This is a genomic window from Paractinoplanes tereljensis (assembly GCF_016862435.1).
GTDB lineage: Bacteria > Actinomycetota > Actinomycetes > Mycobacteriales > Micromonosporaceae > Actinoplanes > Actinoplanes tereljensis.
Genome location: NZ_BOMY01000024.1, coordinates 47,041 through 62,636 on the forward strand (window position 1 = coordinate 47,041; position 15,596 = coordinate 62,636).

The 15,596-nt window shown below is 71.0% G+C and carries 14 protein-coding genes and 1 other RNA gene; 8 read left to right on the top strand and 7 right to left on the bottom strand.

Annotation, left to right across the window (positions count from 1 at the left end):
- Positions 1-32: 32 nt before the first annotated feature.
- An RNA gene (gene rnpB / locus Ate02nite_RS18645) (RNase P RNA component class A) lies at positions 33-434 on the bottom strand.
- A gap of 67 nt (positions 435-501) precedes the next feature.
- Here rnpB and Ate02nite_RS18650 point away from each other — a divergent pair.
- Positions 502-1,260, top strand: a complete 759-nt coding sequence (locus tag Ate02nite_RS18650) for a sulfite exporter TauE/SafE family protein (RefSeq protein WP_203807183.1) — start codon at positions 502-504, stop codon at positions 1,258-1,260.
- Here the strand turns inward: Ate02nite_RS18650 and Ate02nite_RS18655 are convergent.
- From Ate02nite_RS18655 to Ate02nite_RS18665, 3 genes are all read right to left on the bottom strand, one after another.
- Positions 1,240-2,154, bottom strand: coding sequence for a serine/threonine dehydratase (locus tag Ate02nite_RS18655; RefSeq protein ID WP_203807185.1), 915 nt, complete (start codon positions 2,152-2,154; stop codon positions 1,240-1,242). The two genes, Ate02nite_RS18650 and Ate02nite_RS18655, sit on opposite strands and share 21 nt — an antisense overlap.
- 10 nt (positions 2,155-2,164) lie before the next feature.
- Positions 2,165-3,226, bottom strand: coding sequence for a type I glyceraldehyde-3-phosphate dehydrogenase (locus Ate02nite_RS18660; protein WP_203807187.1), 1,062 nt, complete (start codon positions 3,224-3,226; stop codon positions 2,165-2,167).
- Between the two features lie 378 nt (positions 3,227-3,604).
- Complete coding sequence (locus tag Ate02nite_RS18665; protein ID WP_203807189.1) at positions 3,605-4,828, bottom strand: MFS transporter; 1,224 nt, start codon at positions 4,826-4,828, stop codon at positions 3,605-3,607.
- A gap of 82 nt (positions 4,829-4,910) precedes the next feature.
- Between Ate02nite_RS18665 and Ate02nite_RS18670 the strand changes: the two genes are divergently transcribed.
- Genes Ate02nite_RS18670 through Ate02nite_RS18685 form a run of 4 tightly spaced genes read left to right on the top strand, consistent with a single transcriptional unit; the run spans position 4,911 to position 8,248 of the window.
- Positions 4,911-5,795 carry a LysR family transcriptional regulator gene (locus Ate02nite_RS18670; protein ID WP_203807192.1) on the top strand — a complete coding sequence of 295 codons (885 nt, stop codon included), beginning with the start codon at positions 4,911-4,913 and terminating at the stop codon, positions 5,793-5,795.
- A gap of 27 nt (positions 5,796-5,822) precedes the next feature.
- Positions 5,823-6,959, top strand: a complete 1,137-nt coding sequence (locus tag Ate02nite_RS18675) for an MFS transporter (RefSeq protein WP_203807194.1) — start codon at positions 5,823-5,825, stop codon at positions 6,957-6,959.
- Between the two features lie 33 nt (positions 6,960-6,992).
- A complete protein-coding gene (locus Ate02nite_RS18680; RefSeq protein WP_203807196.1) occupies positions 6,993-7,607 on the top strand; it encodes a GTP cyclohydrolase II in 615 nt (204 codons plus the stop codon).
- A gap of 32 nt (positions 7,608-7,639) precedes the next feature.
- Entirely contained in the window at positions 7,640-8,248 is a 609-nt protein-coding gene (locus Ate02nite_RS18685; RefSeq protein WP_239147511.1) for a M15 family metallopeptidase, read from the top strand.
- On the opposite strand, the gene Ate02nite_RS18690 is transcribed toward Ate02nite_RS18685, so the two are convergent.
- Positions 8,238-9,035: a class I SAM-dependent methyltransferase gene (locus tag Ate02nite_RS18690; protein WP_203807200.1), complete on the bottom strand. Its 798-nt coding sequence runs from the start codon at positions 9,033-9,035 to the stop codon at positions 8,238-8,240. The genes Ate02nite_RS18685 and Ate02nite_RS18690 overlap by 11 nt on opposite strands.
- A gap of 112 nt (positions 9,036-9,147) precedes the next feature.
- On the opposite strand from Ate02nite_RS18690, the gene Ate02nite_RS18695 reads away from it, so the two are divergent.
- Positions 9,148-10,173 (top strand): aspartate-semialdehyde dehydrogenase, encoded by a 1,026-nt coding sequence (locus tag Ate02nite_RS18695; protein WP_203807202.1) that lies wholly within the window; start codon positions 9,148-9,150, stop codon positions 10,171-10,173.
- 52 nt (positions 10,174-10,225) lie between these two features.
- On the opposite strand, the gene Ate02nite_RS18700 is transcribed toward Ate02nite_RS18695, so the two are convergent.
- Complete coding sequence (locus Ate02nite_RS18700) at positions 10,226-11,542, bottom strand: hypothetical protein (protein ID WP_203807204.1); 1,317 nt, start codon at positions 11,540-11,542, stop codon at positions 10,226-10,228.
- Here Ate02nite_RS18700 and Ate02nite_RS18705 point away from each other — a divergent pair.
- The gene (locus tag Ate02nite_RS18705) at positions 11,511-13,016 is read left to right on the top strand and encodes a hypothetical protein (RefSeq protein WP_203807206.1); all 1,506 of its coding nucleotides are present in this window, start codon (positions 11,511-11,513) and stop codon (positions 13,014-13,016) included. The two genes, Ate02nite_RS18700 and Ate02nite_RS18705, sit on opposite strands and share 32 nt — an antisense overlap.
- Positions 13,017-13,077: 61 nt before the next feature.
- Here Ate02nite_RS18705 and Ate02nite_RS18710 read toward each other — a convergent pair whose 3' ends face one another.
- Positions 13,078-13,407: a nucleoside triphosphate pyrophosphohydrolase family protein gene (locus Ate02nite_RS18710; RefSeq protein ID WP_203807208.1), complete on the bottom strand. Its 330-nt coding sequence runs from the start codon at positions 13,405-13,407 to the stop codon at positions 13,078-13,080.
- A gap of 43 nt (positions 13,408-13,450) precedes the next feature.
- On the opposite strand from Ate02nite_RS18710, the gene Ate02nite_RS18715 reads away from it, so the two are divergent.
- A complete protein-coding gene (locus Ate02nite_RS18715; protein WP_203807209.1) occupies positions 13,451-14,872 on the top strand; it encodes an RNB domain-containing ribonuclease in 1,422 nt (473 codons plus the stop codon).
- The last annotated feature ends 724 nt before the right edge of the window (positions 14,873-15,596 follow it).

Sequence of the window (15,596 nt, forward strand, 5' to 3'; positions counted from 1 at the left end):
TCAAGTGGACCAGTCCCTGGCCTGGAGGGTGACGGGCGAGTCGGCCTGTACGCCGGATTCTGTCCTGGCGACTAGTCGCCTGGGGCGGTCATCCATCTCGGCCCAACGTTGCCGGTGGGCTCTTGCGGCCTACCCGCAGGCTTGGGCGAGCAGCCCTCGAACGCCTGCGCCGGTCGCCTTTCGGCGGCCTTTCTTGGCCTTGCTCCGGGTGGGGTTTACCGAGCCACCCCGGTCACCCGGGGTGCTGGTGAGCTCTTACCTCACCGTTTCACCCTTACCTGCACCGCGCCTGAGCGCGGGGCCGGCGGTCTGTTCTCTGTGGCACTTTCCCGCGGGTCGCCCCGGGTTGCCGTTAACAACCACCCTGCTCTTCGGAGTCCGGACGTTCCTCGGTGACGCCACTAGGGCGCCGACGCGACCGCCCGGCCGACTCGTCCGTCGCCGTAATCCTACGGGCGACGGCGTGGGAGTCCGCAGCGGGCACGTAGATTCATCGGTCTCATGGACTTCACGCATGTTCTTCTGCTGGTCGTTGCGGGGCTTGCCGCGGGCGGGGTCAACGCGGTCGCCGGGGGCGGATCGCTGATCACCTTTCCCAGCCTGATCGCTACCGGACTGCCCAGCGTCGACGCGAACGTCACCAACTCGGTGTCGGTCTTTCCGGGGTACGTGTCCAGTGTTGTCGGGAGCCGGGCCGACCTTGCGGGGCAGGGGCGGCGGCTGCGCGGGATTCTGCCGGTGAGCGTGGCCGGGGCGGCTCTGGGCTGCGCGTTGCTGCTGCTCACGCCGGCTCGGGCGTTTGAGCTCATCGTGCCGTTTCTGGTGCTGGGGGCGGCGGCGACGCTGGCCTTTCAGGAGCGGCTGCGCGGGCTTGTGGGGCATCCGCGGCAAATGTCGCACCAGAAGGTCACGCTGCAGGCTGTCGTGTTCGTGGGGGCGATCTACGGCGGCTACTTCGGGGCGGCGCTCGGGGTCATGTATGTGGCGGCGCTCGCCTTGATCCTGGATGAGCCGCTGAATCGGATCAACGCGCTGAAGAACGTGCTCTCCGCGACGGTGGGGCTGGTCACCGTGGTGGTTTTCGCGATCTTCGGGCCGGTGCACTGGGGTGCGGTGCTCACCCTGGCGCCGGCCACCATCGTGGGGGGATACGTGGGGGCCCGGGTGGCCCGGCGGCTGCCGGCGCGGGTGCTCAAGATGATCATCGTGACGTTCGGCACGGTGGTCGGAATGGTCCTGCTATATCAGGCCGTCAGTTAACGCGGTGTTGGCGCCGCAGAGCAGCACGACCACCCGCTCGTCGGGGGCCGGGAGGTAGGCGCCCGAGGTGATGGCGGCGTGGGCCGCCGCGGTGCCGTGCTCGACCGCCAGGCGGTAGTCGTCCCACAGTCGCCGCCGGGCGTCGATGATCGCCTTGTCGTCGACCAGGATCGAGGCGATGCCGGCCTCGGCGGCCAGGTCGTAGGCGATCTGGCCGGCCCGGCGGGCGCCCAGCGAGTCGGCCGCCACCCCGGAGACGGGTACGTCGACCGGGCCGCCGTTGCGCAGCGCCTCGTGCAGGGCGGCCGAGGTGGTCGGCTCCACCGCGATCACCCGGGCGCGCGAACCGACCGCCGCGATCATCCCGGCGAGCAGACCGCCACCGCCGACCGCCACCAGCACGGTGTCGAAGCCGTCCGGCAACTGCTCGAGCAGCTCCCGGCCGAGCGTGCCGTTGCCGGCCACCATGTCGGGGTCGTCGTAGGCGTGGCAGAACAGCGCCCCGGTCTCCGCCGCCCGGGTCACCGCGGCGGCGGCCGCCTCGGCGTACTCCCGGCCGACCTGGACCACCCGGGCGCCGTACTTGCGCAGTTTGGCGACCTTGACCGTGGGCGCCGTCTCCGGCACGTAGACCTCGGCGGAAACGCCCAGCTCGCGTGCCGCGTAGGCGGCGGCAAGGCCGGCGTTGCCGCCGGACGCCGTGACGATCCCGGCGGCCGGCAGCGGGTCGGCGGCGAGGATCTGGTTGAACATGCCGCGGGTCTTGAAACTGCCGGCGTGCTGGGTCTGCTCCAGCTTGAACCAGAGCTGCCGGTCGGCCCGCATGACCGGGGTGCGCCGCACCCGATCGCCGATTCGTTCCGCCGCCGCCGCAACCTCAACCTGAGAAATCATCACTACGACTCTAAGCGATGCTCCAGGTCATTCCTCGGCGAGACGAGACGGGTGAGCGTTCACCTACCAGCCTCGCGAGGTCGAGCAGGCGGTTGGAGAAGCCCCACTCGTTGTCGAACCAGCCGCGGACCTTCACGCCGCCGTCGGCGGTGGTCTGCGTGCCGGACGGGTCGAACAGGCAGGACGCCGGGTTGTTCTTCACGTCGACCGAGACGGTGGGGTCGGGGTCGTAGGCCAGGATGCCGCGCAGCGGGCCGCCGGCCGCCTCGGCCATCGCCCGGTTGACCTCCTCGACGCTGACCGGGCGGTCGGTCTGGCCGGAGAGTTCGGCGAGCGAGCCGATCGGGGTGGGCACGCAGTAGTAGCTGAAGCGCATCTCGCCGATCTCCGGCAGCGCCACCCGGACCAGGTCCCCGACGACGTAGTTGTGCGGGATGATGCTCTCGCCGGACGCCCGGCCGAGCCGCGGGTCGTCGCGGGAGGTGCCGATCACCGAGTCCTGGGCCCGCTGCCAGCCCTGGGTGGCGAGCACCACCGAGGTGTTCACCGAGCGCAGGCCGAACCGATCCAGCAGAACCTTGGCCATGATCGTCAGTGCGTTGACGCCGCACGAGCCGGGGGAGACCACGTCGTGCAGGTCCGGGTCGTAGATGTGGTGGTTGGCGCCGTAGACCAGGAAGGCGTCCGGGTCGTCGGCGGACGCGCTGATCACGACCTTGCGGGCACCGCCGTGGGTGATGTGGGTCCGGGCCGTGGTGCCGGCCCGGAATCGGCCGGTGGCCTCGATGACGACGTCGACTCCGGCGTCCGCCCAGGGAATGCGTTCGGGTTGGGCGTGGTGGAAGACTCGGATAGCTTGGTCATTGACGACCAGGTGATCCGTACGCGCCGTCACGGTGCCGGGAAATGAGCCGCGAATACTGTCGCGGCGCAGACCGTAAGCCATTTTCTCGATCGACGCGAGATCGTTCACGGCCCCAATGGATATTCCGGATTCCCCCGCCCCCGCCACTATCCTGGTGACGCTTCGGCCGATCCGTCCTAAACCGTTGATGCCGATCGTGACTGTCATCGAAGGCTCCTACGCCGCTCGTGATCCCCGTTGCCGCGTGCCGCCGAGCAGGGCCAGCCGCCCCAGGTTCCACCCGTCGTCACGCCCCCGACACTAAGAGTCGTGCAACTTGCACGTCAACGCGGAGCGCGTCACAGGCCGAGCTTGATCCACAAAAGAGCAGGTCCGCGAGGTGAAAAACAACAAACGGGCATTGCTGGCGCTTGATGCGACATCGCTGGAAACAGTGATTCTGGTCTTGGCCGATGGCCGCGTGTTCCGGATCAGTCGCGCGTTTTCCGGCCAGGCGTGCCATTTTTTGACGAGAATTCCAAGCCGGACGGTGCTGATCGGTATTCCGCTGCCGACCAGCACCGTGGTGGTAATCACCAAATCGTTTCAAGAACGGCGGAAACGATCGAGAACCGCGATACCGGCCAGCAGGGCCAGCAGAAATCCGGTGAACCAGAGCAGCGCCGTGGTGGCCGGCACATAGCGGGTCGCGATGCCCAGACCCAGCACCGGGCCGACCAGCCCGAGGTAGGCGATCAGGAACAGCCCGGCCAGGGTTTCGCCGCGTTCGTGGGCTGCGGCCGCGGCGGCGACCACCCCGACGCCCGACTTGAACAGGATCCCGGCGCCCGCGCCGGCCAGCGCGCCGCCGGCCAGGAACAGCCCGAGCGAGGTGACCTGGGTCGCGGCCGCGACCACCAGCAGGCCGGCGGCCTGGGCGAGCAGGCCGGTCAGGAAACGCTGCCGCGGGGTCAGCCGGCCGGACGCCGACTGGGTGGCGGCGCCGGCCGCGAACACCAGGAACGAGGTGGTGCCGGCCAGCAGCCGGCCCGGGTGGTGCAGCGAACCGGCCACGAAGCCCGGCGCGAGCGAGGTGAACAGGCCGAACACGGCGAACGCGGTGAACGCTCCGGCCGCGGCGACCAGGTAGGCGATCCGGTCGCCGCCGGCCACCCGGATGCGTTGCGGCCGATAGGCCGGCCGTACGGCCGGCGCGGTCACCGTCTCGGGCACGGCGGCGACGGCGACCACGCTGAGGGCCAGCAAGATCAGGAAGACGACGTACGGGGTACGCAAAGGAGCGGGCGCGAACTGGGCCAGCGCACCGGCGACCAGGGTTCCGGCGCCCAGCCCGCCCAGGTTGGCGGCGGCCGAGACGATCTCGAACCGGGTGCGGCCGGCGGCCGGGCGGTGCGCGGTGTGCAGCTCCAGCAGGTACGCGGTGGCGGTCGCGGTGATCATGCCGACGCCCAGGCCGGTCAGGAACCGGGCCAGGATCAGGCCGGGCAGGGCGGGCCAGGCGAGGAAGAGCACGGCCGCGACGATCTCGAGGCTGAGCGCGGGGAGCAGGATCCGGCGCCGGCCGGCCCAGTCCGAGACGTGCCCGGCGAGCAGCAGGCTGATGATCACGCCCACCGCGTACACCGCGAAGACGATCGTCACGGTGAACGAGGAGAAGCCGTCCTGCCGCTGGTAGAGCGGGTAGAGCGGGGCGGGCACGGTGGAGAACGCCAGCGACACCACGAACACCGCGGCGATCAGCCAGAAGGCGATGCCGTGCCGGGCCGAACCGGTCTTCGCGACGGGACGGGGGCTGGTCAGGACTGTCATGACCTCAGATTGCGCCGACACAAGCATCTCGTCCAACGATGATTACTGCTGATCAGCATCACCAGATGAGATGATCGGCCACGTGGAACTACGGCACTTCGAATACTTCGTGGCCGTCGCCGAGGAGCGCAGCTTCACCCGCGCGGCCGTACGCCTGCATGTGGTTCAGTCCGGGGTCTCCTCGGTGATCAAAGCACTGGAACGAGATCTCGGAGCCGACCTGCTGGAACGTAACTCCAAGCGGGTGACGCTCACCGACGCGGGGGAGGCGCTGCTGCCTCGGGCCCGGGCCGCGCTGGACGCCGCGCAGGCCGCCCGGGACGTGGTCGCCGAGGTGCGCGGCGGGCTGCGCGGCACACTGCGGATCGGCACCCTCACCTCGGTCGGGCTGATCGACGTGCCGACCCTGATCGGTTCGTTCCACCGCACCCACCCGGGGGTGAAACTGCAGCTCACGGTGTCGCCGCGGGGTTCGGTCGGGCTGCTCGACGGGCTGGCCGACGGGTCCCTCGACCTGGCGCTGGTGTCGGTGCCGGGGCGGCCGCCGGCCGGCATCACCGTGCGGCAGGTGGCCTGGCGGCGGCTCGACCTGGTGCTTCCGGAGGGGCACCGGCTGGCCGGCAACGACGAGGTCACCATCGCCGACCTGGCCGACGAGGCGTTCGTCGACTTTCCCGAGGGCTACGGCAACCGGGTGGTGGTGGACCGGGCGTTCGCGGCGGCCGGGATCCAGCGCCGGGTCGGCATCGAGGTGATCGATATCGGGAGCGGTGCCAGCTTCGTACGGGAAGGGCTCGGTATTGCCGTTCTGCCGCCGTTCGCCGTACCGGATCGGCGTGGTTTGATCTTGAAAAGCGTGACCGGCGCCGACCTGGACTGGCCTCTCGGGGTGGCCGTGTCGGCGCTGCGGGCGCCGAGCGCGGCGGCGCGGGCACTTCTCGCCCTGATCGGCGAAACGGCCGCATGATGGGTTTTCGTCCGTAATGCTCAGGGAGTGACGCAAGAGAACCAACCGGTGGAGTCGGTGTTGCAGTTCCGGCGTTTCGCGCTGGCGGTCTGTCTGATCGGGGTGCTCGTGCAGCTCGGGCTGACCGCCTACTACCTGGGCATGGGCCACAAGGCGCAGCCGCACCACCTGCCGGTCGGCCTGGTCTCACCGGCCGCGAAGCGGGCCGCGGTGATGACCCTGCTCACCCAGAACGAGTACTTCAAGGTCACCGACTACGCCACCGCCGACGACCTGATCATCGCGATCAAGCGCCGGGATGTGTACGGCGGCGTCGACATCACCGCCAGCAAGCCGCACCTGTACGTGGCCGGGGCGGCCGGCACCGCGGCGGCCAGCCTGCTGAAGACCACCTACACCACCGTCGTGCAGCAGCAGACCGCCGAGGCGCTCGACGTGATCGCCGCCGAGGCCGGCGACACGATGAAGGTCAGCGAGGCGCAGGACCTGAACACGCCGCCGACCATCACCGACGTGGTGCCGCTGCCCAGCGACGACGTCAACGGCGTATCGCTCGGCTTCCTCACCCAGGCCCTCGCGCTGGGCGGCACGATCGCCTCGCTCGGGCTCGGCCGGCTGATCCCGCGGGCCCGCCGCTCCTGGCGGCGCGGCGTCGCGCACGTCTCGATCCTGATCCTGTACGCGGTGGCCTCGGCCGCCGTCATCCTCTGGTCGATGACCTGGTTCGGGGTGGGGGAGACCGCCGACCGGGGCGAGATGCTCGGCATCTTCTCGCTGATCTCACTGGCCATCACCGCCTCCACAGCGGGTGCGGTCGCCCTGTTCGGCCCGGCCGGCGCGCTGATCGGCGCGATGTACTTCACGCTCGGCACGGTCATCTCCGGGGCCAGCATCCTGCCGGAGTTCCTGCCGGCCTTCGGCAAGCATCTCGGCGAGAACCTGCCGACCGGGGCCGGCGTGCAGGCGGTTCGCGACGATCTCTACTTCCCGGCCGCCCCGATCCACCAGCACCTGCTGGTCCTCAGCCTGTACGCGGGCATCGGCGCGCTGATCGTGCTGATCACCAACATGCTGCCGAACCGGAAGAACCGCACCTCCGAGGTCGAGCTGGACTTCGTCGAGCGACTCGAGGGCGCCGAACGCCGGGAGCCGGTGAACCTCTAAGCCGATGGCCCCGGGCGACCGATCGTGGCGGGCATGTCCGCCGCCATCCGCACCAGCGTCCCGGTCCCGCTGCGCTTTCCCGACGGTTTCGAGGCTCTCGCGCGGGTGAGCACGTTCACCGGCCTCGCCGACGGCAAGGAGCACCTGACGCTGGCGTTCGGCCCGGTCACCGAGGTGCCGCTGGTGCGGCTGCACTCCGAGTGCCTGACCGGGGACGTCTTCGGGTCACAGCGGTGCGACTGCGGTCCGCAACTGCGCGAGGCGGTCGAGCGGATCTCGGTCACCGGCGGTTACCTGCTCTACCTGCGCCAGGAGGGCCGGGGGATCGGGCTGTACGCGAAGCTCGACGCCTACGCGCTGCAGGACTCCGGCCTGGACACCTACGCCGCGAACCGGGCGCTCGGGCATCTCGATGACGAACGTGACTACACCGCCGCCGCCCAGATGCTGGACGTGCTGGGCGCCGGCCCGATCGACCTGCTGACCAACAACCCGGACAAGTCGGCCCAGCTGGCGGCGCTGGGGGTGAAAGTGCGGGAGGTGCTTCCGACCCGGGTGTACGCCTCCGCGGCCAACGTCCGTTATCTGCAGGCCAAGGTCGAGCACACCGGGCACACGATCCGGATTCCGGCTCAGAAATTTGGCTGAGCGCCGAACGGAACTTCGTGGGAATCGAGGGCATGAGCTCGCGGATCGCGAGCATCCAGAGCCGGATTATCGCGCTTCAGACGCAAAAAACGGCAACCACCACGACAACGCAGGGTACGCAGGGCACCCCTACCGCCGGCGCGGGCGACGACTTCGCCAGCTATCTGTCGCAGGCGGTCCAGCAGGCACCCACCTCCGGGCGCACCTACCAGCTGAACGCCAAGGGCATTCCGACCGAACTGACCGGGTACGGCAACGGGAAGATCCCGGCCACCGCGCTCGAGCAGGTCGGCGGCACCCGGCACAAGCTGTGGGCGCCGGCCGCCGAGAAGCTGACCCAGATGATCGCGGACGCCAAGAAGGACGGCGTCACCATCGGGATCACCGACTCGTACCGGCCCTATGCCGAGCAGGTCGACCTGGCCAAGCGCAAGGGGCTGTACTCCCAGGGCGGGCTGGCGGCCAAGCCCGGCACCAGCGAACACGGCTGGGGCATGGCCACCGACCTCGACCTGAACTCGAAGGCGCTGTCCTGGGTGCGGGAGAACGCCGACAAGTACGGCTTCTACAACACCGCGGCCCGGGAGAGCTGGCACTGGGGCTTCAAGCCCGACAAAGTCCCCGGACTCGTTACTTCGTAGCCACCAGTTCCCCGTGCAGCAGGGACAGCCAGCCGTCCTGGTCGGCCGCCCACGCGCGCCAGCCGTCCGAGATGCGCTGCAGGTCTTCCTGGGTGGCGGCGCCGGTTCGCAGCGCGGTCGCCGCCATATCCGACTTCAGCACCCGGTCGGCCCACATGCCGCCCCACCAGTCCCGGTCCTCCTGGTTGGCGAAGCACCAGGTGCTCGAGGTCGCGGTGACGTCGGTGAATCCGGCCGCGCGACCCCAGGCCAGCAACCGGCGTCCGGCGTCCGGCTCGCCGCCGTTGCCGCGGGCGACCCGCTGGTAGAGATCGAGCCACTCGCTCAGCTCGGGCCGCGCCGGGAACCAGGTGAACGCCGCGTAGTCGCTGTCGCGCACCGCCACGACGCCGCCCGGCTTGACCACCCGGCGCATCTCGCGCAGCGCGGCCACCGGGTCGGTCACGTGCTGCAGCACCTGGTGGGCGTGCACCACGTCGAAGGTGTCGTCGGCGAAGTCGAGGGCGTGCACGTCGCCGACCGCGAAGTCGACGTTGGTCAGCCCGCGCCGGCCGATCTCGGCCCGGGCCAGGTCGAGCGCCGCCGCGGTGACCTCGAGGGCGGTGACCCGGCCCGGTGTGACGATGGTCGCCAGGTCGGCGGTGATGGTGCCGGGACCACAACCGACGTCGAGCACCGAAACTCCGGAATTCAGCCGCGGCAACAGGTAGCCCGCCGAATTCTCTGCGGTGCGCCAGCGGTGTGAGCGCAAGACCGACTCGTGATGTCCGTGCGTGTAGGTCGCCATGCCTTCGAAGCTAGCCCCGCCGTCTTGCTATTTGGAACAAAAATCCCATTCTTTGGTACGCGGTGGATTAGTCGATTTCTTTGCGGGCTGATCAGGCCGTACTTTTGTCGGCATGAGGATCGGCATCGTCGGCGCGACGGGACAGGTCGGTGGCGTCATGCGCCGCATCCTGGCCGAGCGCGAGTTTCCCGTAGACCAGCTCCGGCTTTTCGCTTCCGCCCGCAGCGCGGGCCGCACTCTTCCGTGGGGTGACGGCGAGGTGACCGTCGAAGATGCCGCGACCGCGGACTTCTCCGGTCTCGACATCGTGCTCTTCTCGGCCGGCAAGGGCAGCTCCAAGGAGCTGGCGCCGCGGGTCGCTTCGTCCGGGGCGGTCGTGATCGACAACTCGTCGGCCTGGCGCATGGATCCCGACGTCCCGCTGGTGGTCAGCGAGGTCAACCCGCTCGCCGCCCGCAACCGGCCCAAGGGCATCATCGCCAACCCGAACTGCACCACCATGGCCGCGATGCCGGTGCTGCGCCCGCTGCACGACGAGGCCGGCCTGACCGCGCTCGTCGCCACCACCTACCAAGCGGTCTCCGGCGCCGGGCTGGCCGGCGTGAGCGAACTCGATGAGCAGATCAAGAAGGTCGCCGACCGGGCCACCGAACTCGCCCACGACGGCGCGGCCGTCGAGTTCCCGACGCCCCGCTCGTTCAGCAAGGTCATCGCGTTCAACGTGCTGCCGCTGGCCGGCTCGATCGTCGACGACGGTCGTGACGAGACCGACGAGGAGCAGAAGCTCCGCAACGAGAGCCGCAAGATTCTCGATCTGCCCGGCCTGCTGGTCTCCGGCACCTGCGTGCGGGTCCCGGTTTTCACCGGTCACTCGCTGCAGCTCAACGCGCGCTTCGCCCGGCCGTTGTCGCCGGCCCGTGCCCGGGAGTTGCTGGCGACCGCGCCCGGCGTCGAACTGTCCGACGTGCCGACCCCGCTCGAGGCGGCCGGTCGCGACCCGTCCTACGTCGGCCGGATCCGGGCCGACGAGACGGTGGAGAACGGTCTTGCACTGTTCGTGTCCAACGACAATCTGCGCAAGGGTGCGGCGCTCAATGCCGTACAGGTAGCCGAGCTGGTGGCCGCCGAGCTCCGCTGATTTCTTTCGAAAACCGCCCCGGCCATTTCCGGCCGGGGCGTTTTTCGTTACCTCAAACGTGAAGTCCACATTGGAAATTTGGGACTTTTTGCCCGAATCGGTGGCGGATGGTCGGTTTGAGGTGCACAGTGATTGCATGAACGACAGTGGGCCCGGCGGAGGCGGCTATTTTTGGTGCCTTCGCGACAGCCGTGTCGAGACTGGCGATGACGTGTGTCCCGCTCAGTACCGGCTCGGTCCCTACGCCACGGCTGACGAAGCGACGCGGGCACTCGAAACCGTCGAGAAGCGCAATGCCGAGTGGGATGCCGAGGATGCCCGCTGGACCGGGGAGGCAAGCTAACACCGGCTTAGTGACCCCCTGTGTCCAAGCCGGAATTCGTAGTCTCCAGGCGGAGACGAGCCCGCAGTCATTCGCAAGGAGGAACACCCAGATGGCCGCTGCCAAAAAGGCTTCGACCAGAGCGTCAGCTCCCGGCAAGCCCGCCGGTACGGCCGGGACAAAGGTCGCGGCCGCGACCTCCCGGACCACCAAGACGACGACGGTACGCACGACGACCACGACCCGCCCCGCGGTGCCCAAGCCCAGCACCCCGAACCGCGCCACGGCGACGAAGCCCGCCGTGAAGTCCGCTTCGGCGCGATCCGCGGCCAAAGCGTCCACCGCTAAGCCGTCCGCCGCCAAGGCCGCTGCGACCAAGACCTCCGCGACCGCGAAGTCGGTGGAAACCGCGAAGTCCGCCGCCGCGGCCCGGTCCGAAATTTCGCGAAAAAGCGGTATGGGTTCGGCCGTGAAGGCCGGGCTCGCCGGCAAGACCGCCGCGCGGGCCCTTGCCGGACGCACGACCGCCGGGCGTGCGGTTCCCGGGCAGGCTTCGGCCGGCCGGGTGACCGCCGGTAAGGCGGCGGTTGGGCGCACGGCGGCCGGCAAGGCGACCGTCACGCGGGCCGGAGCGGCCAAGCCGGCGCCGAAGCCGACGCCTCCCCCCAAGCCCACCACCTCGAAGCCGGCCGCCGCCTCCGCGTCCCGGACCGGTGCGGCGTCGACTCGCGGTGCGGGCCTGAAAGCCGGCTCGACCCGGACGGCGGGCGTGAAGACCGCGGCCGCCGGGCGGGCCGCTTCCCGTAAGAGCCGGCCGGTCACGCCGCGGCGTGCCGCGGCAGCGCTGAGCCCGATGCCGGGCATGACCACCGCGACGATTCCGCCGGAGCCCACACCGGCCGCAGACATGGACGATGACATGCCGCTGGCGCCCGAACCCGCAATGTCCGAGGCGACCGAGTCCGGCATCACGCCGGCCCGGAAGTCGACAGCGCGGCGCAGCAAGGAGAGTGACATGCCGGCCGTTATCGGGTCGATCTCCGGCATGCCGGTGATCACGTCGGACTCGGCCAAGAAGACGGCCGCCAAGTCCGCGGTGAAGACCGCCGCCAAGTCGGCCGCGCGGGCCACGGCGGCCACCGGCAAGGCCGCCGCCGCGGCGAAGAGCACCGGGCCGCGTACGGCGGCGGCCAAGAAGACCGCCACCCGGGCCGCGTCGGCCACGAAGGCGGCCGGGTCCCGGACGGCCGCAGCGGCCCGATCCACCACCAAGGCGACGACAGCGAAGGCCACCGCCATCAAGAGCACGAAGGCCGCGACCAAGGCCACCGCGACGAAGACCACCGCGACCCGGACTGGTGCGACGAAGGCCGCTGCCACCAAGGCGATCGGGACCAAGGCGACCGCGACCAAGGCCACTGCGGCGAAGTCCACGGCGGCGAAGAAGAGCACGGCTACCAAGGCCACGGCGACCAAGGCCACGGCTACGAAGGCGGCGGCCGCGAAGGCTGCCAAGACCGCGGCGGCGAAGGCTACGGCGACGAAGGCCGCGGCTACCAAGGCTGCGGCGGCGGCGCGGGTGGCGGCCAAGAAGGCGCCGGCCAAGAAGGCCGTGGCAAAGAAGGCTCCGGCCACCAAGTCGGCCGCCAAGAAGGCGCCGGCCAAGGCCGGCGCCGCGCGGTCGGCGGTGGCCAAGACGGCCGGCCGGGCCGCGAAGGTGAGTGCGACCGCGGCTACCACGGCGGCGATGGCGCGGGCGGCGGCCAAGACGGCCGAGTCCACCACGGCGGCGGCCAACCGGGGTGCCGCGAAGGCAGCCGGCGGCCGGTCCGCGACGGCGTCGGCAAACCGCGGTGCGTCTCGGGCGGCCGGCGCGGCGTCCTCGAAGACGGCGTCGGCGAACCGGGCGGCGGCTCGCTCGGCGGCCGGCGCGAACTCGTCCAAGACGGCGTCGGCGAACCGGGCCGCGGCTCGTTCGGCGGCCGGTACCAACGCGTCCAAGCTGGCCTCGGCCAACCGCGCCGCGGCGAAGTCGGCCAACACGTCGGCCTCCAAGCTGGCGGCGGCCAACCGGGGCGCGGCCAAGTCGGCGAACTCGTCGGCCTCCAAGATGGCCGCGGCCAACCGGCGGGCCGCGAAGTCGGCCGGCAACCAGGCCGCCACCGAGGCGGCCACGAAGATCGCCACTCCGAAGGCGACCCGGGCGACCGCCACGCGGACCGCCAAGGCCACCGCCGCCAAGAAGGTGGCGACCAAGGCCGCGCCGAAGGCTCCGGCCAAGAAGGCGGCCTCGACGGCGGGCAAGGCAGCCAACACGGCCACCCGGGCGGCCAAGACGACCGCCCGCGCCAAGGCGACGAACGTGGGCCGGGCGGCGGCTACCGCCAAGAACTCGGGCACCAACGCGGCCAAGGTCGCGAAGGCCACCACGCCGGCCGCGGCCCGCAAGGCGGCGGCCGGCAACTCGCCGACGGCGGCCCGCAAGACCGCCGCCCGCAAGGTGGCGGCCAAGCGCGCCTGATCCGCGGTTCTCCGATGGCCACGCCTCCGGGCGTGGCCATCGGCATTTTCCGGTGGCCGGCTCAGCGGTTGTCGCCGCTGCCACCCAGCACGCCGCGCCCCTGCCGGCTGGCCAGCTTGGCCAGGTTGGCCGCGCCGATGTCATCCAGCGAGAGATCGAGATAGTCGGCCAGCACCGCCAGGTACCAGAGCACGTCACCCAGCTCCTTGGCGATGTCGGCCCGATCGAGCCGGGACTCGTCGCTGTCCAGGTCCCGGACCCACTTCTTGAACTTCTCGGCCACCTCACCCGACTCGCCGACCAGCCCGAGCACCAGGTGGAGCAGCTCGTTCCGCTTGTCGCGCGGGGCGGCCGTGCGCAGGGCGCCGCGCTGATACTCGTCCAGGTCCATGGCGGAGCAGTATGCGTTGCGCGGCCGGTGGTAGTAATGGGGCGTGCCGATCAAACGGGTGTGGGCGCCGCAGATTGACTTCTCGGTGCTGCGGCGGGAGCTGCGGCTGCCGGGGGAGTTCCCGGCGGAGGCGATTGCCGAGGCGGAAGCCGCGGCCGGGGCGGCTCGAGGGCCGGCGGTGGACCGCACCGACGTGCCGTTCGTGACCATCGACCCGGCCACCTCGAAGGATCTCGACCAGGCGATGCACCTGGAGCGGCGGAGCGGCAGCGGCTACCGGGTGCGGTACGCGATCGCCGACGTCGCCTCGTTCGTGCGGCCCGACGGGGCGCTGGCCGCCGAGACCTGGGTGCGGGGGCAGACGATCTATCTGCCGGACGGGCGGATCCCGCTGCATCCGGAGGTGCTCAGCGAAGGCGCGGCCAGCCTGCTCCCGGACGTCGAGCGGGCCGCGGTCCTGTGGACCATCGACCTCGACCCGGACGGTGCGATCGTGGCCGTCGAGCTGGAGCGGGCACGGGTCCGCAGCCGGGCCAAGCTGAACTACGAAGGCGTACAGCGTCAGGTCGACGCCGGGCAGGCGCCGGATTCCCTCGCGCTGCTGCCCGAGCTGGGCACGCTGCTGGCCCGGCGGGCCAGCGAACGGGGCGCGGTCAACCTGCCGCTGCCCGAGCAGGAGGTCGAGCGCGACGGCGACGGCTGGCGGCTGATGCTCCGGGCGCCGCTCGCGGTCGAGGAGCACAACGCGCAGATCTCGCTGCTCACCGGCATGGCCGCGGCCGATCTGATGCTGCGCGGCGGCGTCGGCCTGCTGCGCACCATGCCGGCACCGAAGCCGGAGGCGGTGGAAAAGCTACGGGCCGCGGCCGGGTCGCTCGGGGTGCCGTGGCCGGCCGGTGCCTCGGTGGGTTCGGTGGTGGCGGCCGTCGACCCGGCCACCCCGCGCGGGGCCGCCTTCCTCGACCAGGCTGCCGAGCTGCTGCGTGGGGCGGCCTACACGCCGTTCGACGGGCCGCCCCCGGCCGAGACCGGGCACGGCGGGGTCGGCGCGCCCTACGCGCACGTCACGGCCCCGCTGCGGCGACTGGCCGACCGCTACGCGACCGAGGTTTGCTTGGCGCTGGTGGCCGGCTCTGAGGTGCCGGAGTGGGCCCGGGAGGCGCTGCCGAAGCTGCCCAAGGCGATGGCCGACACCGACCGGCTGGCTGGAGCGGCCAACCGCGGCGCCATCGACCTGGCCGAGGCGGTGCTTCTGCACGGTCGGGTCGGCGAGACCTTCGAGGCCGGCGTGGTCGACCGCGACGACCCCGGCCGCAACCGCCCACCGGGCGGCACGGTGGCCCTCGACGACCCAGCCGTCCGCGCCCGCTGCCTGGGCGAACTGCCCCTGGGCGAACGCATCCGAGCCCGCCTGACAGTCGCCGACCCCACCACCCGAAAGGTCGAGTTCGAACACACCGCCTGACCCGCCGCCATCCCGCCTGGCAGCTCACGGGCTCCCAAAGCCCAAGCCGCCGTCCCGCATGGCGATCCCCGGTCCCGCCCTCCCAAACTCCGGACGGCCCCGCGTAACAGACCCGATAAACCGCCTATATCCGCCGCCGTCCCGCCACCCGAGCCCGACCTTGTCGAGTCGCTGTCCGCGCCGCGCGCCAGCTCCGCAAGATCCACGGCCGCGCCGTGCGCACCGTGCCGGCCCGGGCCCGCGCGCAGCGCGATCTTGTCGAGTTGTTGTTTGCGCCGAGCAGCAGATTCACAAGATCTACGGCCGCGCCGGGCTGCGCCGCGCCGGGCTGGGCCGCGCCGCGCCGGGCTGGGCCGCGCCGGGCTGGGCCGCGCCGCGCCGGGCTGGGCCGCGCCGCGCCGGGCTGGGCCGCGCCGGGCCGGGTGGGGCTGGGCCGGGTGGGGCTGGGCCGCGTGCGGCTGGGCCTGCGCGCACCGCGATCTTGTGGTGTTGCCGTCCGTGTCGTGCGGTAGTTCCGCAAGGTCTACGTCTTCGCTGTGCCGCACCGGGCTTGGCCCGCGCGTAGCGCGATCTTGTGGGGTTGTTGTTCGGGTCGTGCGGTAGTTCCGCAAGGTCTGCGGCTTGCGCCGTGCCGTGCTGGCTGCGCTCGCGCGTAGCGCAATCTTGTGGGGTCGCTGTTCGCGTTGTGCGGTAGTTCCGCAAGGTCTACGGCTGCGCTGTGCCG